Below are 25,066 nucleotides of genomic sequence, written 5' to 3'. Positions count from 1 at the left end.
TTCTCCTAGTGATCGTGGCTGACACCACCTTTGAGAATGTCGGCTTTCAACACAAAGCTGTTATTGGTCACGTACTCTGTGTCTGGCTCCAGCCCGCCCAGTACCTCGGAGAACTCTTCGTTACTCTCGCCGAGTTCGAGCATGCGCACTTCAAAGGTATTGCCATAGCGGGCGAACACCACTGGCTGATCTTCAATGGTTTGCAGCGCACTGTTACGTATCGCCAGTGGTACTTCGCGGCGAGCGATTTCGACATCGGCCTTGAGATGCATGCCCGGACGCCAATGTCCCTCAGGGTTGGGAATGGTGGCCCTGGCCCTGGCGATATGGCCGCCTGTCATAATCGGGGCGATATAGCTGATGGTGCTGCGCGCCACCTCGTGGTGGTGCAGGTCGTAGACGGTGACGAGCTGGCCTGTGGCGAGCTTCTCAATGTCCTCCGGAAAGGCGGACAGCTCCACCCAGACCTGGGATAGATCAGTGATCTCAAGCAGCGCACCTTCATCTGCGCGATCACCTGTATTGACAGACCTGGCAGTCACTTCACCGTTTGCGGGGCTGGCAACATCGTAACTCTGTAGGGTCTGCGTGTTGCGCAGGGTGGCGACTTTCTGCCCTTTGCGGACGTTGTCACCCACGCTCACGTACACAGACTCTACAATGCCCGGATAAGGCGCGTTAACGTGAAAGACCTGATCCGCTACCGCGGCGATGACGCCGAACAGCGTGTCGGTAAAGACCAGCGTCATGGCGCCCGCACGTTCTGTTGCCAGCCCGGCTAAACGCTGTTGGCGCTTGCTGATTTCGGTGCGCCCTTCTGGGTTGTCATACTGCCACTGGTAGTCCTGCCCCTGTAAACTGGCGTTCACTGAGACGTCGAAAGAGTGTGGCTCTGAAACCATTTGATTACTGACCAGATAGTCGTTTTCGGGTGTGAATGCCAGATCTTGCACCGCGCCGCCGAGGCGTTCCAATCGTATATCTACGACAAGCTCAGTGGGAGAAACGGGTTCGCCATCACGATAGGCATAGATGCGCATCTCGGGTGGAATACCCCGATTATAAATGGTCACTTCCAGCGAGAGACCGCGGTCATCGCTCAGCAGCGTGCCACCGTGAGGCCCTTTGGGTGGCTCTGCGTGATCACCGTGTTCCCCGCTGGCCAGAACGGCGTTGCCATATAGAGCCAGATTGAGAGCGAGGTAGATCAACAGGGTATGGATTTTCATGACAGGTCTCCTTCAGTGGCGCCTTCCAGCGGCTCACCGGTAATGCGCTCCAGTTCAAGTAGCAACAGGTGGATAGTGCTGTAGAGATCAATCAGTTCGCGCTCCAGCGCAAAGCGTTCTTCCTGGGCATCGACCCATTGCAGCGCCGAGTACTGGCCGAGCAGGTAACCCTGACGGAGGTCTTCGATGAGTTTGCGGGAGCGGGGAAGTAGTTCGTCTCTCACCTGCACGGCCTGGTCATGGTTGTTCTGCAGTTGTTGATAGAGCTGCTGCAGTTCCAGCGCAAGCGTCTGAGTGAGCATTTCGGTCCCCTTTGCGCTGCGCGAGTGATCCGCTCTGGCCGCCCTGATTCTCCCCTCATTGGGATTGCTGAAATGCAGGGGCATGGAAACGAATAAGACCAGCGCCTGATCATCACTGGCTTCAAAGTGCCGCAGGCCCAGACCCAGGGTCAGATCACTTTGGCCATCGGCCTGCGCCAACCCCACGCGTGCATCGGCCAGGCGCCGCAGTGCAAACTGTCTCTCGAGGCTGGATGTGCGTTGGATTGCGGTGTGCAGTGCCCGATGGTCCGGCAGTGCGGGCAGTACTGATAGATCGCCTTCGACCCGTTCAAAATTCGGTTCCCCCTGCCACATGGCGGCGAGTCGTCGAGCGGCGAGTAATTGCTCATTGCGCAAATTCTGAGCGGTTGCGCGACTGCGCGCCACTCTCAGTTCAAGTTTGGAGACATCGGCGGCAGCGGTTGCCCCGGCCCGGTTGCGGCTGCGGGTAATCTCAAGTGCCTTGCTGTCCTGGGCAAGCCTGTGTGCATTAACCTCTGCCTTCGCCTGCAGTGCGAGTATCTGATAATAGCGCCGGCTGGTTTCAGCCAGAACATCAAGCCGGCTCAATTCATACTCAGTGGACAACAGGTCCTGTCTGGCCTCTGCCACCGAGATGCGTTGCTTGCGTTTCTCGCCCAGTTCGATGACCTGACTCAGCGCCAGGGTGGTCTCACTGGCGTCAAGGTCGCTGTATTCGCCACTGCCTGCTGCGTTTGCAACTACCAGCTCAGCCCTTGGCGCGGGGCGCAGCCCGGCCTGCAGTCGCAACGCTTCGGCATTACTGCGCTGGTAGGGATAGAGCTGAAGGCCTTGGTTGTTTGCCAATGACAGCTGTAGCGCACGGGCAAGGCTGATGCTTGCCTGTGCGCTAGCGCCTGGGCTGACCGCCAGCGCCAGCACAAGGCCAGCACCCAACGCTGCAATCCGGCCAGCTATCAACTGCCGGTCCTTTCGTGTGGATAAAAACATGATGACTCCCGCAACCGGCGCACGCGCAAGCGCACCGGTCAAAAACTAAAAAATGTTTGCCGTGGGGGAGTTCAGGTGTTTGGTGGACGTACCGGGGGAGAGGTGCCGCTATTTGCCCGCTGTTGTGCAAAGGGCGTGGTCGCTGAGTGCAGCGCGATTGGCGCGCTTGCGGAATCGGTATTCAGTGCGACTGCGCAGAGGTGACAGTGGGGACCGTCCTCCAGATCGGAGTCGCTACCTGTTGGTTCATCATGTAAATCTGAGCCGGCGTGAGCCTGTACTGCATCGTGTGGGTCGAGAAAGTCGCTCGCCATATGCGCGAATGCCAGAGTGCAGTTGATAAGCATCTGGAGAGCGAAAAACATGGCAACAAAAGTTTTCACGATGGAAGATGGGTTTGTCTATTGAGTCTGTATGGTCGAGCGATGTTACTTGTTGCACACTGTGCTGGCAAGCGTGGGGGCTGTATGCGAGATGATTACAGGACGCTCCGCGATAGCGTGTTGCGAGGTTTGGGTACTGAATCGTTACAATCTCATGCGCTATGGATTACACAAAGTGGCGGCGCCTGAGACATTACCCGCTCAGGCGCCGATCCGGTCAGAGTCCGATCAGCGAACACCTCCACGGGCCATACCTTTGGAAGAGAAGTACTTCTCGGGCAGTTCGATGTTGTTCGTGTAGGTGCCCGGAACGGGTTTGCCGCTCAGATTGTATATCTCCTGCGTGATATCGTAGGAGCCATAGGCCAGTGAAAATTCAGTTTTGCGGTCATACAGGTTGACGACGTAAGCGTACTGTACACGCCACAGGTCGCCCCGTCCGTCATACATTTCACCCGAGATAGCTGTCCAGTTATCCTCATCGAAGTAAAAAGTACGCCGACCATAGATGTGTCGTTTGCCCTCTTTGAGGTTGGAATCCACGACCCAGACGCGACGCTTCTCCCAGCGGATTTTTTCGGGATTGAGAAACTTCTCGCCCAGCAAATCCTCGACCTTGTCCTGAAATACCATGTCATAGTTGGACGCAGGGAGAATCATCTCCTTCTTCCCTACCAGCGTCCAGGTGAAGCGCTCCGGTGAGCCGTTGTAGACATATGCATCATCGTAGGTTGAAGTACCTGCCACGCCAGGGTTGGGTGTGTCAAAGGAGACGGCGGGAGCCAGGCGAACCCGGCGTTGACCGACGAGGTACTGCCAAGCCTTACGGCCCTTGCCCTCGGAGTAGTCTGCGGCCGGCTCGTGTACAAGCAGGATTTCACCCGCGCGACGCGCGGGTTCATCGTAGTTAATGCGTAATTTACCCCAGACTTTGTCGCCGACAGGTTCATCCGGATTCTTGAACATTGGGAAAATCTGCGCAGAGGAGCCTCTGGTTGCCAGCACCGGCTTACCGTTGTTGGCGACATAGTAGACATCGTAATTCAGTTTGGAGTCTTCCTGGTAACGAATCATATGGTTCCAGAGAACCTCGAGCCCCGATTGTGGAATCGGGAACGGCACACCCGGCAGGTTCCCCTCAATTTTCTGACCATCCTCAACCAGTGTCGCTGTGGTCGCATTTTTCTGGGAATTGGCGTAATACCAGTCCGGGCGGATACTGCCCCGATGCGTGGGATAAACATGGATCTTGAAGCCGTCGGCACCGTATTTCTCGAACAATGCCTGAGTGCCCACCGTCAGGAACTGTGCATACTGTTTCCAGTTGCTCTCATCGATGGTGTATAGCGGTTTTTCATCTGCGAAGGGATTAACGTAGTCATCTGAGCCGGCGACGAAATTGGGCGGAACCGGGATACCGTCTGGGTTCCAGGGTGGAATGCTCCCATCGGCATTGCCCGCCATTTCGGCGCCCACCGGGGTCAATTCCTTGCCCAGTCTACTGGCCTCTTCCTCGGATACAGCTGCGAGCGCGCCCGCAGCTAACAATGATGATATGCAGACAGTTGCCAAACCGAGACCAGTTTTCATAACTATCGCTCCTATTAGTGAAAATCAGCTTATAAATCCAGTTTTAAGTATCTGCCAATCGGGGTGGGAATAACTTGATTAGAATCACCTGTTCGCCATTTAATCGGCAAATGGCTCAATGCCCCATGTTTGATCGCCAACGTCTGCGCAGCCAATCTGGAGGCGGCAGAAGTGACGGGCGCCCGGGTAGCGCAGCGCCGATGGTGTATGAAGTGGCCGTCAAAGAGCTGATGCTCACGCGTCTTCAGAGCTTGTGGCGGAGCGACATTTCGATCAGGCAATCCACTGCTCATCAGACAACGCCATCATGCTTTCCTTGCCACTTTTTATATCAGCCAGAAGCCAACGGGTTTCAGGCAGCAGCTTCTCGAAATAGTAGCGCGCAGATACCTGCTTGCCTTGCAGTAAATCAGAACGCTCGTCGGCAGAGGCCATCTTTTCAATGGCCGTGGTCGCCATCCTGGACCACAGGTAGCCTGTCACCGTCAGCGCCACCAGACGCAGGTAGGGCGTCGCCGCTGCGGCTGCCTGTTCGGGATCCCCGGGACCGTTGGTATAGATCCAGTTGGTTGCGTCCTGCAATATCTCCACGCTCTCCCGGAGCGGCTGGTGGTAGGCCGCATCCGGATTGCTATCCAGGTAATCCTGCAGCAGGGCAAACAGAGCCGTTATCAGCCGCCCTCCTGCCAATCCCAGCTTTCTGCCGACAAGGTCCATCGCCTGAATGCCGTTGGTACCCTCATAGATTCGCGTTATACGCCCGTCTCGTACCAGCTGCTCCAAGGGCCAATCCGTGGTGAAGCCTGCTCCACCGAGCACCTGCAAGCCCAGATTGGCATTGTTCGAACCCTCATCCGTGAGAAACGCTTTGACTACCGGGGTGAGAAGTTGCACAAGGTCATCGGCATTCTGTCGTGTATCGGCATCGGGGTGAGCGACGGACAGATCCAACTGGAGCCCGGTAAACAGCGCCAGCGCTCTCATACCTTCATTTAGCACTTTCTGCCGCATCAGCATCCTGCGCACATCCGGGTGCACGATAATCGGGTCAGCGGGGCCGCTGTCATTCATGGCGCCGGCTGGTGAGCGGCTTTGCAGACGCTCCTGCGCGAAAGCGAGGCTTTCCTGATAGGCCATCTCGGCGAGGCCGAGGCCCTGCATCCCGACCATCAGTCTAGCCTCGTTCATCATCGTGAACATGGCTCTCATGCCATCATTTTCTTCTCCCACCAGCCAGCCGCGAGCTCCCTCGAAGTTCATGACGCAGGTGGCTGAACCTTTGATTCCCATCTTGTGCTCCAGGCCTCCGCAGAACACTGCATTGCGCTCGCCAGCTTCAGGCAGGAACTTGGGGACCACAAACAGGGAAATACCTTTTGTCGTATCCGGTGCCCCGGGCAGTTTTGCCAGTACCAAATGAACGATATTGTCTGACAGGTCGTGTTCTCCGCCAGTGATCCAGATTTTCGTTCCCTCGATACTGTAGCTGCCGTCGGCCTCTGGTTTCGCACGCGTGCGTATCAGCCCGAGGTCGGTGCCGCACTGGGGCTCTGTCAGGCACATTGTCCCTGTCCACTGTCCGTTGATCAGCTTCGGCAAATACACATCCTGCAACGCCTTTGAGCCGTGACTGTGCAGTGCGCTGATCGCACCGTGACTTAACCCCGGGTACATTCCCAGCGACATATTGGTCGAGCAGACCATTTCATCGACAATAAACTTCAACACATGGGGCAGACCCTGGCCACCGAAGTCGGGCGGGGCATCAAGCCCCGACCAACCCGACTGGACAAACTGCTGATATGCCTCCCTGAAACCGTCCGGAGTAGTGACTTCACGTGCCTCCGGGTCATAACTGCACGCTTGCTCATCTCCCGCTTTGTTGGTGGGATGTAGTACCTCTGAGGCAAACTTCCCCATTTCCTCCATGATGGCCACCATCACATCAGGAGTGGCTTCCATATAACGATCCAGGTGCTGTAGACGGTCTGCTTTCAATACGTCGAAAAGCAGAAAGGTCAGATCATTAATAGGTGCGCGATACGGCATATTGTAGCCTCATTTTGTGTTGATCGAGTTTGATATCGTGTCGAGGAATCAGGCTTCGCTATCGAGTTTCCACACGCAGCGCGATGACTGACTCAGCTTTTCCGAAGGCACAGTGAGCAAAGCACGTTGCTTTTCGCTCTCCCTGAACACCGCTACGGTGAAGGCGGCACCGCCAAATACCAGCAAGTGAGCCATCCAGACGATGCCAAAATTGTAGATGGACAGGAAAGACAGGCTGAAAACCATGCTCCACATCCAGCCCAACACCTGCATAAAATAGTGTTGCGATGCGAGATCCAGATGACGTAGTGGGTTACGCCGGTTGTCCATCAATGCAGACCAGGAACTCAGGATAAACTTTTTCATTTTTGTCACTCCTTTTAGTGTGTTGTCTGCAACAACTTACGCAGCGAAGTCCCAGCTGGTTCACAGCATTTTTTGCCGGCTGTCTCAGGTGTCGCTGTTCTTCGGGCTAAACCACTTGCAGCGCCACCATGGCTTCCTGCCGGGCGCCGTTTGGGGCTTGCGATGGGCATCCGGTATACCGTGCTTCGCATACCATTGTTCCCACTCGAAGGGTGTCAGGGTCTTTGGTAATTCTGTATGTGTGGCACGGCGCATCGCCTGTCCTCGCAAGCTGATATCGGCGCAGTCCTCGTCGCTGTCTCCCGGTGGCTGTTTCACCATGGTATGGTCTTACCCTGCCAGTCATAGAAGGTGCCGGAAGAGTGTGGTGGTAATGACCCAAGCACCTGCAAGAGGGATTCTGCACACTCCGAAGGCGCCCGTACCGGGTGCTTGTAGTTCGATGAGATAAAAGGGGAGGAAAGCGGTGAATGCACGGTGCCCGGGTGCAGTGCGACGGCGGTGACATTGGGATGGGTGACTCGCCATTCCTGCGCGATAGTGCGCAATAACATGTTGTGGGCGGCCTTGGAGGCGCGATAGCTGTACCAGCCGCCGAGCCGGTTGTCCTCGATACTGCCAACACGAGCGGACAACGACGCAAACACGGTGGGTTGCTCATGCCGCAGAAGTGTTGAAAACGCCTGGGCCAGAAGCGGCAGCAATATGGCATTTACTTGGAAAGCGCGCTGCAGATCCGCTGGCACGAGCTTCCTCAGACTTTTTTCAGGCCGCTGCCCTGGGCTGTGCAACAGACCTACCGTATTTATCATCAGGTGCACCCGATCAACGGATTGGTTAGCGATTTCTGCCGCTGCGGCAATGGATTCGGGCTGTAATGCATCAAACGCAATGTGCTTCACCCTTGAGTCTCTCGATGCTGCAGCACTGGAGCGTTGCAGAACAACCAGCTGTTGCAAATGCGCTTCCTGCGAGAGACGCTGAACAAGTGCAGACCCGATTGCTCCATTGCCCACGATGACTGCGTTGAAAGGCTCGTGCCACAGAGCGGGGGTCTTCACCGGCTTTGCAATGTCTCGACAAACGCGGCTATGTTGTCCATATCCTTGTCGGTAAGTGTGGCCGCCTGCGTCCACATTAACGCACTTTGAGGGCCCCTGGATTCGCCGTTTCTGTACTGCACGAGCTTGTCGTAAATAGTGCTTTGTGATTGACCGATAAGTGCGGGGCCGATACCGCCCTCGCCGCGACTGCCATGACAGGCAATACAGGTGGTGTAGGCTTTCTCCCCCATCTCCGATGGTGTCGCGCTGGCTTTTGCTGCCTCCTGCGCCACAGCAACAGCGACAACCCCACCAGTTTCCTGCTGCCAACGCGCATAGCAGTCACCGGTGCAGGCATGAACACTGTCTTTCTCAAAGGAATTGTTCTGGATTGCCCACAGCGGCAGGCCCATTGAAAAGCAGAAAAACAAGACGAGTACTACAGTGTTTTGTGACACAATCACTCCCGTAATAGTATTGGCTCGCATGGGCCGGTAAAAGACGTGTTTCACACACAATTACGCTCGGAATGTGCTTTTGGTTCAGTCGGAAATGGAGTGGCTTCAAACTGGCCGCGACCCTTTCCCGAAATCCTTTGAACGTTACTGCTCAGGTAGGGGCACAAGAGCAGCGCATAAATCCCTTTGTCACAGGTCCTCATATAATCTTGCTGCTGTACTCCCTGGCCATGTGGTAACGCATCTCTTCGAACCGTTATTTTTTTCACTACCCCTTCCAAGGGGAGGGAAGATTGCAGCAGTGATTGCGTATCTTCGAATACACATCAGTAGCGCTTGGGTTGTTACATACAGTATCAAGCTGTTGTCGATGAAGACGCTACAGAGATTCAGACGATTCATGGTGAAGCTTCTGGCGAGTTGACATGAGAGTGGAGACTGCCGGGCGAGCACTTCGAGAATCGCAGTGATGCACCCGCCGCAAGAAACAGATCAAGTGAAGATTTTGACGCATGCCAACAAGCGTCAGGAGCTTATCGCATGCTCGGTGTACCTGAGCTGGCGACAAGACTATTCACATTCCCATACTCACAGGCAACTGGATGGCTTGTAGAGCAATTGATGATTTGAAGCCTAAGGAGGTGTGTAATGTCCCCAATAAACGAAGATCAGGCGAAGGAGTACTGGCGCCGCAACCTGTCGCTTATGGTCAAGCTGATGGTGATCTGGTTCGTCGTTAGCTACGGCTGCGGCATTATTCTTTTTGATGTACTCAACCAGATTCAGATTGGCGGCTACAAGCTGGGTTTCTGGTTCGCCCAACAGGGTTCCATCTATGTATTTGTAGGATTGATTTTCTATTACGCGAAAAAAATGTCTGCGCTGGACCGCGAGTTCGGCGTGGAAGAAGACGAATAGGAGAGTCGCAAATGGAACTGCAAACTCTAACGTATATCGTCGTGGGGCTAACGTTCGCCATCTACATTGGTATCGCAATCTGGGCCAGGGCGGGATCCACCAAGGATTTTTACGTTGCCGGCGGCGGTATTCACCCGGTGCAGAATGGTATGGCGACGGCAGCAGACTGGATGTCTGCAGCATCGTTTATTTCCATGGCTGGCCTTATCGCGCTGAGCTTTGGTGGCTATGGCGGATCGGTATTCCTGATGGGCTGGACCGGTGGCTACGTAATACTCGCGATGCTGCTGGCCCCTTACCTGCGTAAATACGGCAAGTTCACGGTGCCGGAATTTATCGGCGACCGCTTCTATTCCAAATCTGCGCGCGCTGTCGCAGTCGTCTGCCTGATTCTCTGTTCGGTGACTTACGTGATTGGCCAGATGAAGGGTGTGGGTGTGGCATTCTCGCGTTTCCTGGAGGTGGATTACGACACCGGTTTGTATGTGGGCATGACGATTGTGTTCTTCTATGCGGTACTCGGTGGTATGAAAGGGATTACCTATACCCAGATTGTTCAGTACTGTGTGTTAATCATGGCATACACCATTCCCGCTATCTTTATCAGCCTGCAGCTCACGGGTAATCCGGTGCCGCAGCTGAGTCTCGGCAGTACCCTGGTAGGCACCGATGTCTATCTGCTGGACAAGCTGGATAGGGTGGTGACGGATCTGGGCTTCAAAGAGTACACGACTAACGTGCGACTCAGTGGTATCAATATGTTTGCCTTTACCATGTCGCTGATGATTGGTACCGCGGGATTGCCCCATGTGATTATCCGCTTTTTTACTGTACCCAGAGTGAAGGATGCACGATCTTCCGCAGGTTGGGCGCTGGTATTTATCGCCATCCTTTACACCACCGCACCTGCCGTTGCCGGTATGGCACGTCTCAACCTGATGCAGACTATCGAACCACAACCCGGAGCGCATCTCGCTTACGAGGAGCGCCCGGATTGGTTCAGGAACTGGGAGAAGACCGGACTATTGCAGTTTGAGGATAAGAATGGCGATGGCCTGATCCAATACTCTGCTGACAATGCTACCAATGAGATGGTGAAGATCGATAACGACATCATAGTGTTGGCCAATCCCGAGATCGCCAAGCTGCCCAACTGGGTAATTGCCCTGGTAGCCGCAGGTGGACTCGCGGCGGCGCTATCGACAGCGGCGGGTTTGCTGCTGGCGATATCCTCGGCGATCTCCCATGACTTGCTCAAAGGTATGATCGCACCGAATATCAGCGAGAAGGCAGAGCTTAATTCATCGCGTATCGCCATGGCGGTGGCAATCGCCGGCGCTGGTTACCTGGGACTCAATCCGCCCGGATTTGCGGCGGGGACGGTGGCCCTGGCTTTTGGCCTGGCGGCGTCCTCAATCTTCCCGGCACTGATGATGGGTATCTTCTCGAAGGGTATCACCAAGGAAGGTGCGATCGCCGGAATGGTGTGCGGTATCGGTGTCACCCTGTTCTACGTGTTCCAGCACAAGGGCATTATGTTTATTCCCGGCACTGCCTTCCTCGGTGATTCACCTGCCAACTGGTTTATGGGTATCGAGCCCAACGCCTTCGGTGTGGTAGGCGCCATGGTGAACTTCGCCATCGCTTTTGCTGTGTCGAAAGTAACAGAGGCGCCGCCAGCGCGGGTGCGGGAGATGGTTGAGAATATCCGTATTCCGGTGGGCTCGGGTGCGGCCGCTGACCACTAGAGATTCCAGTCCCGTTTGGGGGGTGCCGTATCGCGGCACCTCCTTTTTTTCCAGCCTACGGTGGGTAAGCAGCGTGAGCGCCGGAGAACTAGCGTGCCTCGCCACCAATGGCTTGCGCCAGCGCAATACAATCCCCGTTAGGATACGTTAGAGTTACCCTTCAATCTGGTCGAAGATGGGGCATGTAATGAGTCTGATAGATTTAATGAAAGAGAAGGTGGAAAAGCAGCTGGCAGCCTATGACGAGCAGCTCGAGGCGGCTCAGGCGGAAGCCAGGGCAAGGAAGGCGAAAGCCGAAGCTGATGTGGCTGGAGCGGATCTGGAGGAGCAGTTCCTCACCCAGATTAACGAGCTCAAGGACAAGATGGCAGAGGGGCGCGCTTACCTGAAAGAACTGGCCGATGCGGGTGAGGATAAGGCCGAAGAGATTAAGGCAAGAGCCGCCAGCTTTTTCAAATAGAGCGGGCTCTGAAGGCTGATTCAGGTGGCTAGCAGCAGCATCGGCAAATGAAAGGCGCTGGATTCACAGCCTTGCGACAGGGATTCCGGATGCTGGCATTTATCGAACGCGGTTTGTCGCGGAGTGGCTATTGTGTGGCTCGGGAGAAATAAAAAAGGGGCTGCATTTCTGCAGCCCCTTCGTTATATGGCTCCGCCTGCTGGGCTCGAACCAGCGACCCAATGATTAACAGTCATTTGCTCTACCAACTGAGCTAAGGCGGAATGGCGTTAACCGAAGGTCGCGTATATTAATGATGGACTGCTCGTCGGTCAACCGCTATTTAGTGATTTAACGCAGGCTGTGATTACAGGCTGCATTTCAACCCTATGTAGACGATAATACACGGCTATTTTTTTATTGCTCAGGGGGCGGAATCAGTGTCCAGGCGTTTTAAGGTGGAGTCCTCTTTCCAGCCGGCCGGTGACCAGCCGGAGGCTATTCGCCAGCTGGTAGAAGGGGCAAAAGCGGGGCTCGCGGCCCAGACGCTGCTCGGCGTTACCGGCTCGGGTAAGACCTTCACCATGGCCCATGTGGTGGAGCAGCTGCAGCGCCCGACCATCGTGATGGCACACAACAAGACGCTGGCGGCACAGCTCTATGGCGAGTTCAAGGAGTTTTTCCCCAACAACGCGGTGGAATACTTCGTTTCCTATTACGACTACTATCAGCCCGAGGCCTATGTGCCGTCATCGGATACCTTTATAGAGAAGGATGCCTCGGTGAATGAGCACATCGAGCAGATGCGCCTGTCTGCGACCAAGGCCCTGATGGAGCGCAGCGATTGCCTTGTGGTGGCCACCGTCTCTGCCATCTACGGCCTCGGTGATCCCAAGTCTTACTTCAAAATGCTGATTCACTTGTCGCGCGGCGAGATCGTCAATCAACGCGAGATCCTGCGACAGCTTGCTGATTTACAGTACACCCGCAATGACGTCGATTTCCGCCGTGGCACCTATCGTGTACGCGGTGATGTGATCGATATATTCCCTGCTGACTCGGAGAAGGATGCGGTTCGCATCGAACTGTTCGACGAGGAGATCGACAATATCTGCTGGTTCGACCCGCTCACAGGCGTGGTGGAGAGCAAGGTGCCGCGCGTCACGATTTACCCCAAGAGCCACTACGTCACACCGCGCGAAGTCCTGCTGGACGCGGTGGTACAGATTGAGGAAGAGTTGACGGATCGACTCAAGCAGTTGCGCGAGAACGACAAACTGGTCGAGGCGCAGCGTCTGGAGCAGCGCACCCGCTATGATATGGAGATGATCCGGGAGCTGGGCTATTGCAACGGGATTGAAAACTACTCACGCTACCTGTCCGGCCGAGCGCCGGGCGCACCGCCGCCGACGCTGTTTGAATACCTGCCTGACAATGCATTGGTCATCGTGGATGAATCCCATGTCAGTATCCCGCAGGTCGGTGCTATGTATAAAGGCGATCGCTCACGTAAGGAAACCCTGGTCGAGTATGGCTTCCGTCTGCCCTCAGCGCTCGATAACCGTCCGCTGCGATTTGAGGAGTGGGAGCGCCTGGCCACGCAGCGTGTGTTTGTCTCGGCGACTCCCGGCCCGTACGAAGCGGAAAAATCGGGCCGCACAGTGGAGCAGGTAGTGCGCCCGACCGGGCTTATTGATCCACCGGTGGAAGTGCGCCCGGCTACCACGCAGGTGGATGACCTGCTCGGCGAAATAAACACAGTGGTGGAGTGTGGTGAGCGGGTGTTGGTGACCACGCTGACCAAGCGTATGGCTGAAGATCTTACCGATTACCTCAGCGAGCACAAAGTGCGCGTGCGCTATCTGCATTCCGATATCGATACGGTGGAGCGCGTGGAGATCATCCGTGACCTGCGTCTGGGTGTGTTCGATGTACTGGTGGGTATTAACCTGTTGCGCGAGGGTCTGGATATGCCGGAGGTGTCGCTGGTGGCTATCCTCGACGCCGATAAAGAGGGCTTTCTGCGCTCCGAGCGCTCGCTGATACAGACCATGGGCCGCGCAGCGCGCCACCTCAATGGCCGGGCAATACTCTACGCCGACAAGGTGACCGGCTCGATGGAGCGGGCAATGGCTGAGACTGACCGGCGCCGGGAGAAACAGCTGGCCCATAACAAAGCGCACAATATCGTTCCCATCGGTGTTGAGAAATCGGTGCAGGACATTATGGAAGGCGCCAGGCGCATGCCGACCAAGGGCAGAACCAAAGCCCAGAAAGTGGCCGAGACAAGGGCGGCCTATGCGGAGGATATCGCCAAACTCACGCCGGCGGCCCTGTCGCGTAAGCTCAAACAACTCGAAGCGCAAATGCAGGAGCACGCGAAGAACCTGGAGTTTGAGGAGGCCGCTGCCCTGCGCGATCAGGTCGCTGAAATCAAGCAGCTCGCGTTCGTGGGCTAAGCAGCGGTAGTGGATCAGTTTGAAAGTGCCGCACGCACGGATTTAAAGCCAGTTGGCATTGGCGGGGACGCCAAAAAGCGTACATCCATTTACAGGCTCGGCTGGCGACGTCCTGTCGCCAGACGCCCCGCCAATGCCAACTGGATTTAAATCCTCGGCAATCCCTGCGACTTTAAACTTAGCCATCACGTCAACAGCCCTCTGCTGGCAATTTCTGCCTGAATCAGGCATCATGCCGCTCCCGTTTTGGGGGTTGCGGTGTTGTTTGAGCGACCCAGCATTCGGACTGACTTACTTCATGTGGCCTTTAGTAGGGGTCACCACTGACAGAAGGATTGCACATGCCTGTTATTACTCTGCCTGACGGCAGCCAGCGTACTTTCGACCAACCCCTGTCCGTACACGATATCGCAGCCGATATTGGTGCCGGCCTTGCCAAGGCTGCCCTCGGTGGCGTGGTGGATGGCCGCGAAGTTGATACCTCCCATGTGATTGAACACGATGCTGCACTGGCGATCATCACCGACCGGGATGATGCCGGGCTGGAAATTATCCGTCACTCCACCGCCCACCTGTTGGCCATGGCGACCCAGGAGTTGTATCCCGGTGTGCAGGTCACGATAGGTCCGGTGATTGAAGACGGCTTTTTTTACGATTTTGCCACCGGCCACAATTTCACACCCGAAGACCTTGAGAAAATCGAGCAGCGAATGGAGGAGTTGGCTGCCCAGGATTTGCCGGTTCATCGGGTTGTTATGAGCCGCGAGCAGGCCATCGAGCAGTTTCGCAATATGGGCGAGAACTACAAGGTACAGATCATAGAGGAGCTGCCGGAAGGCGAAGAGATCTCCATCTATACCCAGGGTGCCTGGGGTGATCTGTGTCGCGGCCCCCATGTACCCAGCACCGGTAAATTGAAAGCGTTCAAGCTGACCAAGGTGGCTGGCGCCTACTGGCGTGGTGATTCCAGCAACGAGATGTTGCAGCGCATATACGGCACCGCCTGGGCCAACAAGAAACAGCTGAAGCAATACCTGAACCGTATAGCCGAAGCGGAGAAGCGCGATCACCGCAAAATCGCCAGAAAGCTGAACCTCTTCCACACACAGGAAGAAGCACCCGGCATGGTGTTCTGGCACCCGGCCGGCTGGAGCATCTACCAGACCATCGAGCAGTACATGCGTGACGCACAACGCAATAATGGCTATCAGGAGATCAAGACACCGCAGCTGGTGGATCTCTCGCTGTGGGAGAAATCCGGCCATGCTGACAAATTCGGCGATGATATGTTCATGCTGCAGTCGGAAGACAGGCACTTTGCGGTAAAGCCGATGAATTGCCCCTGCCATGTGCAGGTATACAATCAGGGCCTCAAGTCCTATCGCGATCTGCCGCTGCGTCTGGCGGAGTTCGGCTCATGCCACCGCAATGAGCCCTCAGGTTCCCTGCACGGCATCATGCGGGTACGCGGGTTTGTGCAGGACGATGCCCATATCTTTTGTACCGAGGAACAGATTCAGTCCGAGGTCTCCACCTTTATCGACTTCTTGCATGCCGTGTATGAGGATTTCGGCTTCAGCGAGGTGATCTACCGCCTGTCCACCCGGCCGGAGCAGCGCGTGGGTTCGGATGCCGACTGGGACCGCGCCGAGAAGGCGCTGGCCGATGCGCTCGATGCGCAGGGTCTGCCGTGGCAGGAACTGCCGGGGGAGGGTGCATTCTACGGCCCGAAAATCGAGTTTTCGCTGAAAGACTGTATCGGCCGTGTGTGGCAGCTGGGCACTATTCAGGTGGATTTTTCCATGCCTGGACGCCTCGACGCGCAGTATGTGGCAGAGGATGGCAGCCGCCAGGTACCGGTGATGCTGCACCGCGCAATACTCGGTTCCTTCGAGCGATTTATCGGTATTCTGATCGAGCATTATGAAGGAGTGTTTCCCGCATGGCTGGCGCCGACGCAGGCCGTGGTACTCAATATTACGGATAAACAGTCCGAATATGCACAATTTGTGGAAGATACCCTGAGAAACAACGGTTTTCGGGTCACTTCGGACTTGAGAAATGAGAAAATCGGCTTTAAAATCCGCGAGCACACGATTCTGAAGGTTCCCTACCTGCTCGTGGTAGGAGATAAAGAAGTAGAATCACAGACTGTGGCCGTGCGTGCCCGTCGCGGTGAGGATCTGGGATCCATGGATCTCGACGCGTTTATCGCGCGCCTCACAGACGACGTTGCATGTCGCGGCCGTATTGTATTGGAGAATTAGTATTAAGAAAGACAGTAGCAAGGGAGCCAGTAAAAAGGCGATCATCAACGACCAGATTACGGCAGACCCCGTACGATTGGTTGGTGCAGAGGGTGAGCAGGTAGGCATTGTCTCCCTGAAAGAGGCATTGGCAGCGGCAGAGGCCGCAACCATGGATCTGGTGCTCATTGCCGATTCCGACCCCGCAGTTTGTAAGTTGATGGACTACGGTAAATATGTCTTCGAGATCAAGAAGCAAAAGTCTCTGCAGAAGAAGAAGCAGAAGCGTACGCAAGTTAAAGAAATGAAGTTTCGTCCAGGGACGGAGGAAGGAGACTACCAGGTAAAACTACGCAACCTGACGCGTTTCCTTGAAAATGGCGATAAGGCCAAAGTCACGCTGCGCTATCGCGGACGTGAAATGGCTCACCAGGAAATTGGCATGGAGCTACTCAAACGAGTAGAAGCTGATCTGGCCGAGTTGGGCTCAGTCGAGCAATTTCCGAAAATGGAAGGCCGACAACTGACTATGGTTATCGCTCCAAAGAAGAAGAACTAGCGGCCTGTGAATGCCCTAGGTTCTTTAATTATCAACATTCAAATGCGGAGTATTTGATTATGCCTAAAGCAAAAATTCACAGCGGGGCTGCCAAGCGGTTCAAGAAAACTGCCGGCGGATACAAGCGTAAAAGCGCCCATAAAAGTCACATCCTGACCAAGATGACGACCAAGCGTAAGCGTCAGCTGCGCGGTACCTCCATGATCCATAAGAGCGACGAAGTTCTTATTGATCGTATGATGCGTGCCAAGTAATCGGCTCATTGGATAATTAAGGAGAAGACTTATGCCTCGCGTAAAACGTGGTGTTGTGGCCCATCGTCGCCACAAAAAGATATTGAAGCAAGCCAAGGGTTATTACGGTGCTCGCAGCCGTATTTTCCGTGTTGCCAAGCAGGCTGTTACCAAAGCGGGACAGTATGCGTACCGTGACCGTCGTCAGCGCAAGCGCCAGTTTCGCGCGCTGTGGATTACCCGTATCAACGCCCAGTCTCGTGCCAATGGTTTGAGCTACAGCCGTTTGATCAATGGCTTGAAAAAAGCAGAAATCGGCCTGGATCGCCGCGTATTGGCTGATCTGGCCATACACGACAAGCAGGCTTTTGCAGCGATCGTGGAGCAAGCGAAGGCCTCGTTGGCCTAAGCCCACCCTCACCGCATTTCTGCGGTTCGCTGGCTGCATGTAAGACATAAAGGGAAAGGGCTGCGCTCTTTCCCTTTTTTATTGGAAAACACAGGGCAAACGGAATCTGCTTATAGCAGGGTTTATTCCCGGCAGGGCAAGGATCTATCCGTTGTGTACCTCGCCAGTTTCCGCCCAATTCAGAGAACGCGTAAATGGAAAACCTCGAACCACTCGCGAATGAAGCGAAAGCCGCAATCAGCGCAGCGACAGATAGCGCTGCGCTGGAACAATTGCGGGTCGATTATCTCGGTAAAAAGGGGCAACTCACCGGCCTGTTGAAAGGTCTGGGCAAGCTGTCTGCCGAGGAACGCCCCAAGGCCGGCGCACTGATCAATGTCGTCAAGCAGGAACTGCAGGATCTCATTTCGGCGCGTAAATCTGCACTTGAAAGTGCGGCGGTAGAGGCGAAACTGACGCAGGAAACCTTGGACGTCACACTGCCAGGGCGCGGTCAGACCACCGGGGGGGTGCATCCGGTGACGCGCACTATTGAACGCATGGAAGATTTTTTCGCGGGCATTGGTTTTGATGTGGTGGAGGGCCCTGAGGTCGAGGACGATTATCACAACTTCGAAGCGCTCAATATTCCGGCCCATCACCCGGCGCGCGCGATGCACGATACCTTCTATGTCGATGAACACACGGTATTGCGCACACACACATCGCCAGTTCAGGTGCGGGTGATGGAAAGCCAGCAACCGCCGCTGCGCATTATCTGCCCGGGGCGGGTGTATCGTTGTGATTCCGATTTGACACACAGCCCGATGTTTCATCAGGTGGAGGGGCTTCTGATAGACGAACACTCCAGCTTTGCCGACCTGAAAGGCCTGATTGAAGACTTTCTGCGCGTCTTTTTTGAGCGCGAACTGGCGGTGCGCTTCCGGCCGTCTTACTTCCCGTTCACAGAGCCCTCTGCAGAAGTGGATATCCAGTGCGTCAACTGCGGTGGCGAGGGCTGCCGTGTCTGCAGCCAGACAGGTTGGATCGAGATTCTCGGCTGCGGCATGGTGCACCCCAGAGTATTGGAAATGTCGGGCATCGACGCCGAGAAGTATTCAGGTTTCGCCTTTGGTATGGGCGTGGAGCGGCTGGCCATGTTGCGTTACGGCGTGAACGATCTGCGCCTGTTCTTCGACAATGACCTGCGTTTTCTAGAACAGTTTTAACGGGAGAGATAGACAGTGAAAATCAGCGAACAATGGTTGCGCGAATGGGTCTCTCCTGCGCTTAACACCGAGGAACTGGCACACCAGATCACTATGGCGGGCCTGGAAGTGGATGCGATTGATCCGGTCGCGGCCGAGTTCAGTGGTGTAGTGGTTGCCGAAATCGTCAGCGCTGAGCCGCATCCCGACGCCGACAAACTGCGTGTCTGCCAGGTGAATACCGGGGCTGACACGGTGCAGATCGTCTGCGGTGCACCCAATGCGCGTGCCGGCCTGAAAGCACCGTTGGCCTGTGTTGGTGCGGTACTGCCGGGTGATTTTAGAATCAAGCGCGCGAAACTGCGCGGCGTGGAATCACAGGGCATGCTCTGTGCAGAGCAGGAGCTGGGCTTGTCGGACGCGTCCGACGGCCTGATGGAACTGGCGACCGATGCGCCGGTTGGCGCCGATCTGCGCGAGTATCTGGATCTCGATGACAAGGTTATCGATATCAGTATTACGCCCAACCGTGCCGATTGTCTCGGTGTGGTGGGGATAGCGCGCGAGGTGGGCCTGCTCAATCGGCTGGGCACCAATGCGCCGAGCTATACACGGGTAACAGAGTCCATTGACGATACGCCTTCGGTCAATGTTCAGGCCGGTGATTATTGTCCGCGTTACGTGGGGCGTATAATCAAGGGGATCGATATCTCCCGCCCCAGCCCGCTGTGGCTGCAGGAAAAACTGCGCCGCTGCGGTATCCGCGCCATTGATGCGGTAGTGGATGTCACCAATTATCTGCTGCTGGAACTGGGTCAACCGATGCACGCGTTCGACCTGGCGAAGTTGCACGGTGGCATTATTGTGCGCAAGGCGGGGCAGGGCGAGTCGCTGGAACTGCTTGATGGACAGACGATTGAAGTGCGCCCGGATACGCTGCTGATAGCAGATGAAAGCGGGCCGTTGGCGCTGGCGGGTATTATGGGTGGCAAGGCCTCGGCGGTGAGTGATACCACATCGGATATTATGCTGGAGGCCGCTTTCTTCGCGCCGAATCTACTGGCTGGCAAAGCGCGGTCCTATGGCCTGCACACCGAGTCCTCACACCGCTTCGAGCGCGGCGTGGATTTCCAGTTGCAGATAGAGGCCATGGAGCGCGCGACGCAGTTGTTGGTGGAAATTGTCGGCGGTGAAGCCGGCCCGATTCAGGAAGTGGAGTCGACCGCCGATTTGCCGGCGCGCCCGGATGTCATCCTGCGCTCGGCGCGCATTCAGAAGGTGTTGGGGTTTGAGCTGGCCAGCGAGGATGTGGAGCGCATATTGCGCGGGCTGGGCCTCGAAGTTACCGCGACAGACGAGGGCTGGACCTGCGGCATCCCAAGCTGGCGCTTTGATATCGCCTACGAAGTCGATCTGCTGGAAGAGCTGGCGCGGGTGTACGGCTACAACCAGTTGCCGGTGAGCCGTATTCACGCTGATCTGCAGGTACAGGCGAAGCCCGAGACAGACCTGTCCATCCGCTATCTGCGCCGCCATCTCGGCGCGCGTGGCTACCGCGAGGCGATCACCTACAGTTTTGTCGACCCCGCACTGCAACAGCTGTTCGATCCGGAACTCGTACCGGTAGCGCTAAAAAACCCTATTTCAGCAGAAATGGCGGTGATGCGGACCAGCCTGCTGCCCGGGCTGATGGGTGCTGTGCTGCACAATGTGAACAGGCAGCAACCGCGAGTCCGGCTGTACGAAACGGGTTTACGATTCGTGCCGGGTGATGATGGCCTGCAGCAGGTGCCTACGTTGGCCATGGTGTGCGCAGGAGACCGTTTAGAGGAGTCCTGGGCGACATCCGGCGAGAAAGTGGACCTGTACGACCTGAAGGGCGATTTGGAGAGCCTGCTTGACCTGACACGCATGCAGGATAGTTTTGCCTTCGAAGCCAGCGCGCGATCGGCGCTGCATCCCGGGCAGACTGCCCGGATAACCCGAAAGGGGCAGCCCGTAGGGACTCTAGGAGCGCTACATCCGAGTGCTGCAGCCCAATTGGGTATCAGTGTGCCGGTATACCTGTGTGAGGTTGACCTGGCAGCGCTGCTGGAAGGAGAACGTCCAAAGTTCAACGAACTGTCCAAGTTCCCCGAAGTTCGCCGGGATTTGGCGGTAGTTGTCGACAAGTCGGTCCCCGCGGCACGTTTGATGGATGATGTAAGATCCGTAAGTGGGACTTACCTCACAGACTTAAGGCTTTTTGATGTCTATACGGGCAAAGGCATTGATCCTAAACGAAAAAGCCTTGCTCTGGGTTTGACTTTCCGCGATCATTCACGCACTCTTGACGAGGAAGTAGTCAATCAATCCGTGGGTCAAGTTATTGATCTACTGGAAAAAAATTATAATGCTGAGCTTAGGAACTAGGTAGAAAGGACGATGGTAGCTCTGACGAAATCGGAAATGGCAGAACGCCTATTTGAAGAGTTGGGGCTCAACAAACGGGAGGCCAAGGAAATTGTCGAATTGTTTTTCGAGGAAATTCGCGGTTGCCTCGAAAACAACGAGCAAGTGAAGTTGTCGGGGTTTGGCAACTTTGATTTGCGCGATAAAAGCCAGCGTCCCGGCCGCAACCCCAAGACGGGCGAAGAGATACCAATCTCAGCCCGCAGGGTGGTTACCTTCAGGCCTGGGCAAAAGCTAAAAGCGCGAGTAGAAGCCTATGCTGGAACCGACACACAACAATGAATTGCCCGCCATCCCCGGAAAGCGTTATTTCACGATTGGTGAAGTAAGCGAACTTTGCGCGGTTAAACCTCACGTTCTGCGTTACTGGGAGCAGGAATTCCCGCAACTGAAACCTGTCAAGCGCCGAGGCAATCGCCGCTACTACCAGCGCGGTGACGTGCTCACTATCAGGCAGATACGCGGTCTGCTTTACGACCAAGGCTACACCATTGGCGGTGCCCGCCAGCGCATGACGGACGAGAATGGCAAGACGATGGACTCCACCGACCTGATGGCAGTCATCAAGGAAACCATCAAGGAACTGGAAGACGTACTAAAGGTGCTTTCTCCCTCCAAATAGCCTTTGTATCAAACGCCGTATTGAGTATAATGCCGCCCTCGCCGCACTTGCTCAAAGTACGGCCGATCTCGGGGCGTAGCGCAGTCTGGTAGCGCACCACACTGGGGGTGTGGTGGTCGTAGGTTCAAATCCTGCCGTCCCGACCAAATCATAGTAATCCAGCATAACTCGAAGCACTAAATACTCCTGAAAGCCGCTACCCATGCGGCTTTTTTGTGTCTGCCCTGTTTGCCAGTGTCACTCGGTGTATGCCAGTATACCCCCAATAGCGGGGGCACAAATGGGGGTAGATTGGATATCCGCACGTCTAATACCCCCAATACGGCCAGCACAGCCAGTATTCAGGGGGTACATATGAAACTCACCGCGACACAGGTTAAGCAAGCGAAACCAGCCGCCAAGCCATACAAGCTATCCGACGGCGAGGGTATGTATCTATTGGTTCAGGCAACGGGCAGTAAATACTGGCGACTTAAGTACCGCTTTGGCGGTAAAGAGAAAGCTCTCGCATTGGGTGTCTACCCCTGTGTATCGCTACAAGAGGCTCGCAGTCGTAAACAGGAGGCAAGGCAGTTACTTGCAAAGCAGATTGACCCTAGCGAGGCCCGCAGGGTGGAGCGGATCACGAGAGACATTGCCAATGCTGATAGTTTCGAGGCGGTGGCAATTGAGTGGTACGAGAACAAATTACAGGACAAGTCTGATAGCTATCGAGACCGGACTAAGCGTCTGCTGAAAAATGACTTGTACCCACCTCTGGGCAACCGCCCTATAAGCCAGATATCAGCGCCAGAGCTATTGATGGCACTGCGCAAGGTAGAAGCGCGTGGGGCCGTAGATATGGCTCATAGAGCCAAGCAAACGGCGGGTCAGGTGTTCCGATATGCGGTGGCGACTGGCAGGGCAGAGCGTGATCCCAGCGCCGACCTGAAAGGGGCACTAAAGTCCAAAACGAAAAAGCACCATGCCGCAATTACTGAACCGGCAGAAGTCGGCAGACTACTATTGGCGATTGAGTCATTCCAAGGTACCCCCACGGTTAAAGCAGCACTGCAATTGTCCCCCCTGTTATTTCAGCGCCCCGGCGAGATTCGGGGCATGGAGTGGGCAGAAATCAATTGGGAGGTTGAACAGTGGGAACTACCTGCTGGTAAGATGAAGATGCGCCAGCCGCATATTGTGCCGCTTTGCAGCCAAGCGATGGATATTCTGAAAGCACAGCACCGTTTAACAGGGCGGGGGAAGTATGTATTCCCCAGCGCAAGAGGTGCTAGCCGCTGCCTGAGCGAAAACGGCGTAAGGGTTGCATTACGCACGATGGGCTATGAGAACGATACCATGACACCTCACGGTTTCCGCGCAATGGCCCGTACCATTCTGGATGAGGTGTTGAATTACCGAGTAGAATATATTGAACACCAACTGGCCCATGCGGTGAGAGATGCCAACGGTAGGGCATATAACAGGACTGCGCACCTATCCCAGCGCAAAGCAATGATGCAGGGATGGGCTGATTACCTCGATAACCTAAAAGCCCAGACGCAAGCTGGTAACGTGGTAACTGCTACTTTTGGAACACGCGGCGGAGCGTAGAGAGATACATTGCCTTTTTGAGCATGGGATGTATCTTGGCACCAGAAGTGCACAACAATAATCAATATCATGGAAGGGTGTATTCAGTGACAGGAAATATTGGAAAGAGTCTTACTGCGGTTGTCATAATTTCGATATTGGTTGGTTGTGCAGGGAGGGCAGCTAACCCGGTAATGGTTCAGCAGTACGGAGATTCTAATAAGTCGTGTGCAGCACTTGAGCAAGAGATGGTGTTTATACAAGGAGAAATTTCTCGCTTAGTGCCACAAACAGAAAAGACCGGTAAGAATGTTGCCCTTGGCGTAACGGGTTTTTTCTTAATCGTTCCCTTGTTTTTCATGGATCTCAGCCAAGCTGAGCAACAAGAAGTAAACGCCTATCGCCAGAGATACAACCACCTTCTGATACTTGCGCGAGACAAGAATTGCGGTATTGAAGGGAAGGAGATTCCAGATTTTAACAAATCTACGCCAAGCACTTCAGACAATCATGAGGCTAGAACCTAAATTTGTTCTGACTATTAAAGAATAAACTGGAGGTCATTCGAGGCGACATTTTAAGTCACACATGATAATTGAATTTGCTAGATAGAACCGAGATTGCAGCGCCTAGCATGGCCCGCGAAAAGCCGTCCCCTTAACGGCCTGGCGCTGCTCTAAATATAAGGGCAGCATTTAGGGGGTGCTATGGAAATCAAGTCCAATTCTGAACTAGACGATTATTCAAGTCGAATATTGGAGCTTACGTTTCGAGCGTTTTTAGAGAAGCCATATGCTGCTCCTTCGGAATCTGATTACATAACAGCGATTCTTGAATTGTGGAAATTTATTCAACGAAATATCCCGCAGAAGGGAAAGGCTGGCCGCCCTCCCAAAAAAAATAGCTCTGAAAAGGAAAATCTGTTTCTAGATATGCAAGAAAAATTGAGATTTGATGGGCTTGGTAGCGACAGGGCCGCACAAGCTCTTTTCCGTGAGAAGAACTACGGTCGGAAAAACTGGCGAGCTTTGAAGGCAGCGTATTACAGTTATAGACGAGAGTTAATCGAGTTGTACATTCCAGACAGCGCTGATGACGGAAATAATGAAAACCTAGAGATGGGAGTCGATACGCTGCTATGGATTTCGATTGCTTTTAGACGCAAACCAAGCCTCCTATTGGCGGGAGTCTAAAGGTGGATAGCGATTAGACGAATAACTCCAATATCCTAACCGCTTTTTTAATTTCCCGGTATATACCTTACCGAAATTCGTTTGTTTCCATGATCCCCTAGGACGCCAACTGACTTTGGCGTATTTCTAGTAATCAGCTGGGAGCAACTCAAAATGACTCAAGACTTAGACCTACCAACCATAAAAGATGATGGAATATACGATACTGCTGTTTCCAGTGTCTTTCTGGGGTTTCAACCAACTACCATGCGCAACTCACGACATACAGGCCGATTGGCAGGAGTGAAAGCTCCTGCGTACATCAAGATGGGTACCGTGGTGCGTTATCGCGGCAAAACACTTAAAGCATGGCGTGATCAATTTGATGAGCGACTCACCACAGACAGCGCAAAATTTGGGGGTGAGTTATGAGCCTGAGGTCTGCTATCAATAATTTTTGTCGTGAATGTATCTGTGACCCTTTGGATGCGGGTTCTGCTGCACAACAAATCGATTGTTGTGTGTCAAGGGGCTGCCCTCTACATCCCGTAAGGCCGATAACTACTACTGTTATCCCGGCTCGACTGCTGAACTGCTATCACTTAGCTCCAGAGCAACTCGATACCAGAGCAAGGGGG

At 54.8% G+C, this 25,066-nt stretch carries 24 protein-coding genes and 2 tRNA genes; 17 read left to right on the top strand and 9 right to left on the bottom strand.

Going from position 1 to position 25,066, the window contains the following annotated elements:
• Positions 1-5: 5 nt before the first annotated feature.
• The 8 genes from AC0L6S_RS08195 to AC0L6S_RS08160 form a co-directional block, all read right to left on the bottom strand.
• A complete protein-coding gene (locus AC0L6S_RS08195; protein ID WP_473427933.1) occupies positions 6-1,229 on the bottom strand; it encodes an efflux RND transporter periplasmic adaptor subunit in 1,224 nt (407 codons plus the stop codon).
• On the bottom strand, positions 1,226-2,524 hold the full coding sequence (locus AC0L6S_RS08190) for a TolC family protein (protein ID WP_473427932.1): 1,299 nt from the start codon (positions 2,522-2,524) through the stop codon (positions 1,226-1,228). The genes AC0L6S_RS08195 and AC0L6S_RS08190 overlap by 4 nt, the downstream gene beginning before the upstream one ends.
• A 611-nt stretch (positions 2,525-3,135) precedes the next feature.
• The gene (locus AC0L6S_RS08185) at positions 3,136-4,497 is read right to left on the bottom strand and encodes a DUF1329 domain-containing protein (RefSeq protein WP_473427931.1); all 1,362 of its coding nucleotides are present in this window, start codon (positions 4,495-4,497) and stop codon (positions 3,136-3,138) included.
• A 273-nt stretch (positions 4,498-4,770) separates the two neighbouring features.
• On the bottom strand, positions 4,771-6,546 hold the full coding sequence (locus tag AC0L6S_RS08180; RefSeq protein WP_473427930.1) for an acyl-CoA dehydrogenase C-terminal domain-containing protein: 1,776 nt from the start codon (positions 6,544-6,546) through the stop codon (positions 4,771-4,773).
• Between the two features lie 48 nt (positions 6,547-6,594).
• The gene (locus AC0L6S_RS08175; protein ID WP_473427929.1) at positions 6,595-6,912 is read right to left on the bottom strand and encodes a hypothetical protein; all 318 of its coding nucleotides are present in this window, start codon (positions 6,910-6,912) and stop codon (positions 6,595-6,597) included.
• Between the two features lie 84 nt (positions 6,913-6,996).
• Positions 6,997-7,233, bottom strand: coding sequence for a hypothetical protein (locus AC0L6S_RS08170; RefSeq protein ID WP_473427928.1), 237 nt, complete (start codon positions 7,231-7,233; stop codon positions 6,997-6,999).
• Positions 7,227-7,973: an SDR family NAD(P)-dependent oxidoreductase gene (locus AC0L6S_RS08165; RefSeq protein ID WP_473427927.1), complete on the bottom strand. Its 747-nt coding sequence runs from the start codon at positions 7,971-7,973 to the stop codon at positions 7,227-7,229. The genes AC0L6S_RS08170 and AC0L6S_RS08165 overlap by 7 nt, the downstream gene beginning before the upstream one ends.
• On the bottom strand, positions 7,970-8,413 hold the full coding sequence (locus tag AC0L6S_RS08160) for a c-type cytochrome (RefSeq protein ID WP_473427926.1): 444 nt from the start codon (positions 8,411-8,413) through the stop codon (positions 7,970-7,972). The genes AC0L6S_RS08165 and AC0L6S_RS08160 overlap by 4 nt, the downstream gene beginning before the upstream one ends.
• A gap of 648 nt (positions 8,414-9,061) precedes the next feature.
• Here AC0L6S_RS08160 and AC0L6S_RS08155 point away from each other — a divergent pair.
• From AC0L6S_RS08155 to AC0L6S_RS08145, 3 genes are all read left to right on the top strand, one after another.
• Positions 9,062-9,331 carry a DUF4212 domain-containing protein gene (locus tag AC0L6S_RS08155; protein WP_473427925.1) on the top strand — a complete coding sequence of 90 codons (270 nt, stop codon included), beginning with the start codon at positions 9,062-9,064 and terminating at the stop codon, positions 9,329-9,331.
• 11 nt (positions 9,332-9,342) lie between these two features.
• The gene (locus AC0L6S_RS08150; protein ID WP_473427924.1) at positions 9,343-11,079 is read left to right on the top strand and encodes a sodium:solute symporter family protein; all 1,737 of its coding nucleotides are present in this window, start codon (positions 9,343-9,345) and stop codon (positions 11,077-11,079) included.
• Positions 11,080-11,266: 187 nt separating this feature from the next.
• Complete coding sequence (locus tag AC0L6S_RS08145) at positions 11,267-11,539, top strand: hypothetical protein (protein ID WP_473427923.1); 273 nt, start codon at positions 11,267-11,269, stop codon at positions 11,537-11,539.
• Positions 11,540-11,726: 187 nt separating this feature from the next.
• On the opposite strand, the gene AC0L6S_RS08140 is transcribed toward AC0L6S_RS08145, so the two are convergent.
• Positions 11,727-11,802: transfer RNA gene (locus tag AC0L6S_RS08140), tRNA-Asn, on the bottom strand.
• Positions 11,803-11,958: 156 nt separating this feature from the next.
• Here AC0L6S_RS08140 and uvrB point away from each other — a divergent pair.
• The 14 genes from uvrB to AC0L6S_RS08070 all read left to right on the top strand — a co-directional run bounded on the left by uvrB (position 11,959) and on the right by AC0L6S_RS08070 (position 24,860).
• Entirely contained in the window at positions 11,959-13,977 is a 2,019-nt protein-coding gene (uvrB, locus tag AC0L6S_RS08135; protein ID WP_473427922.1) for an excinuclease ABC subunit UvrB, read from the top strand.
• A gap of 341 nt (positions 13,978-14,318) precedes the next feature.
• Positions 14,319-16,244, top strand: a complete 1,926-nt coding sequence (gene thrS / locus AC0L6S_RS08130; RefSeq protein WP_473427921.1) for a threonine--tRNA ligase — start codon at positions 14,319-14,321, stop codon at positions 16,242-16,244.
• Complete coding sequence (gene infC, locus AC0L6S_RS08125; RefSeq protein ID WP_473427920.1) at positions 16,228-16,782, top strand: translation initiation factor IF-3; 555 nt, start codon at positions 16,228-16,230, stop codon at positions 16,780-16,782. Before thrS ends, infC begins: the two co-directional genes overlap by 17 nt.
• A 59-nt stretch (positions 16,783-16,841) precedes the next feature.
• Positions 16,842-17,036: a 50S ribosomal protein L35 gene (rpmI, locus tag AC0L6S_RS08120; protein ID WP_159171656.1), complete on the top strand. Its 195-nt coding sequence runs from the start codon at positions 16,842-16,844 to the stop codon at positions 17,034-17,036.
• Positions 17,037-17,067: 31 nt separating this feature from the next.
• The gene (gene rplT, locus AC0L6S_RS08115; protein ID WP_159171655.1) at positions 17,068-17,424 is read left to right on the top strand and encodes a 50S ribosomal protein L20; all 357 of its coding nucleotides are present in this window, start codon (positions 17,068-17,070) and stop codon (positions 17,422-17,424) included.
• Positions 17,425-17,618: 194 nt separating this feature from the next.
• Complete coding sequence (gene pheS / locus AC0L6S_RS08110) at positions 17,619-18,632, top strand: phenylalanine--tRNA ligase subunit alpha (protein ID WP_473427919.1); 1,014 nt, start codon at positions 17,619-17,621, stop codon at positions 18,630-18,632.
• A gap of 15 nt (positions 18,633-18,647) precedes the next feature.
• Complete coding sequence (pheT, locus tag AC0L6S_RS08105; protein WP_473427918.1) at positions 18,648-21,023, top strand: phenylalanine--tRNA ligase subunit beta; 2,376 nt, start codon at positions 18,648-18,650, stop codon at positions 21,021-21,023.
• 12 nt (positions 21,024-21,035) lie between these two features.
• The gene (gene ihfA / locus AC0L6S_RS08100) at positions 21,036-21,344 is read left to right on the top strand and encodes an integration host factor subunit alpha (protein ID WP_159171652.1); all 309 of its coding nucleotides are present in this window, start codon (positions 21,036-21,038) and stop codon (positions 21,342-21,344) included.
• On the top strand, positions 21,319-21,684 hold the full coding sequence (locus AC0L6S_RS08095) for a MerR family transcriptional regulator (protein ID WP_473427917.1): 366 nt from the start codon (positions 21,319-21,321) through the stop codon (positions 21,682-21,684). The genes ihfA and AC0L6S_RS08095 overlap by 26 nt, the downstream gene beginning before the upstream one ends.
• Before the next feature lie 69 nt (positions 21,685-21,753).
• Positions 21,754-21,830, top strand: a tRNA-Pro gene (locus AC0L6S_RS08090).
• Between the two features lie 208 nt (positions 21,831-22,038).
• Positions 22,039-23,277: a tyrosine-type recombinase/integrase gene (locus tag AC0L6S_RS08085; protein ID WP_473427916.1), complete on the top strand. Its 1,239-nt coding sequence runs from the start codon at positions 22,039-22,041 to the stop codon at positions 23,275-23,277.
• Between the two features lie 86 nt (positions 23,278-23,363).
• Positions 23,364-23,783 (top strand): hypothetical protein, encoded by a 420-nt coding sequence (locus AC0L6S_RS08080; RefSeq protein ID WP_473427915.1) that lies wholly within the window; start codon positions 23,364-23,366, stop codon positions 23,781-23,783.
• Between the two features lie 180 nt (positions 23,784-23,963).
• Positions 23,964-24,449 carry a hypothetical protein gene (locus AC0L6S_RS08075; RefSeq protein WP_473427914.1) on the top strand — a complete coding sequence of 162 codons (486 nt, stop codon included), beginning with the start codon at positions 23,964-23,966 and terminating at the stop codon, positions 24,447-24,449.
• Positions 24,450-24,602: 153 nt separating this feature from the next.
• Entirely contained in the window at positions 24,603-24,860 is a 258-nt protein-coding gene (locus AC0L6S_RS08070; RefSeq protein ID WP_473427913.1) for a hypothetical protein, read from the top strand.
• The last annotated feature ends 206 nt before the right edge of the window (positions 24,861-25,066 follow it).

It is taken from the genome of Halioglobus sp. D3-4 (assembly GCF_055809315.1).
This window is presented reverse-complemented; position numbering and strand designations above follow the sequence as displayed.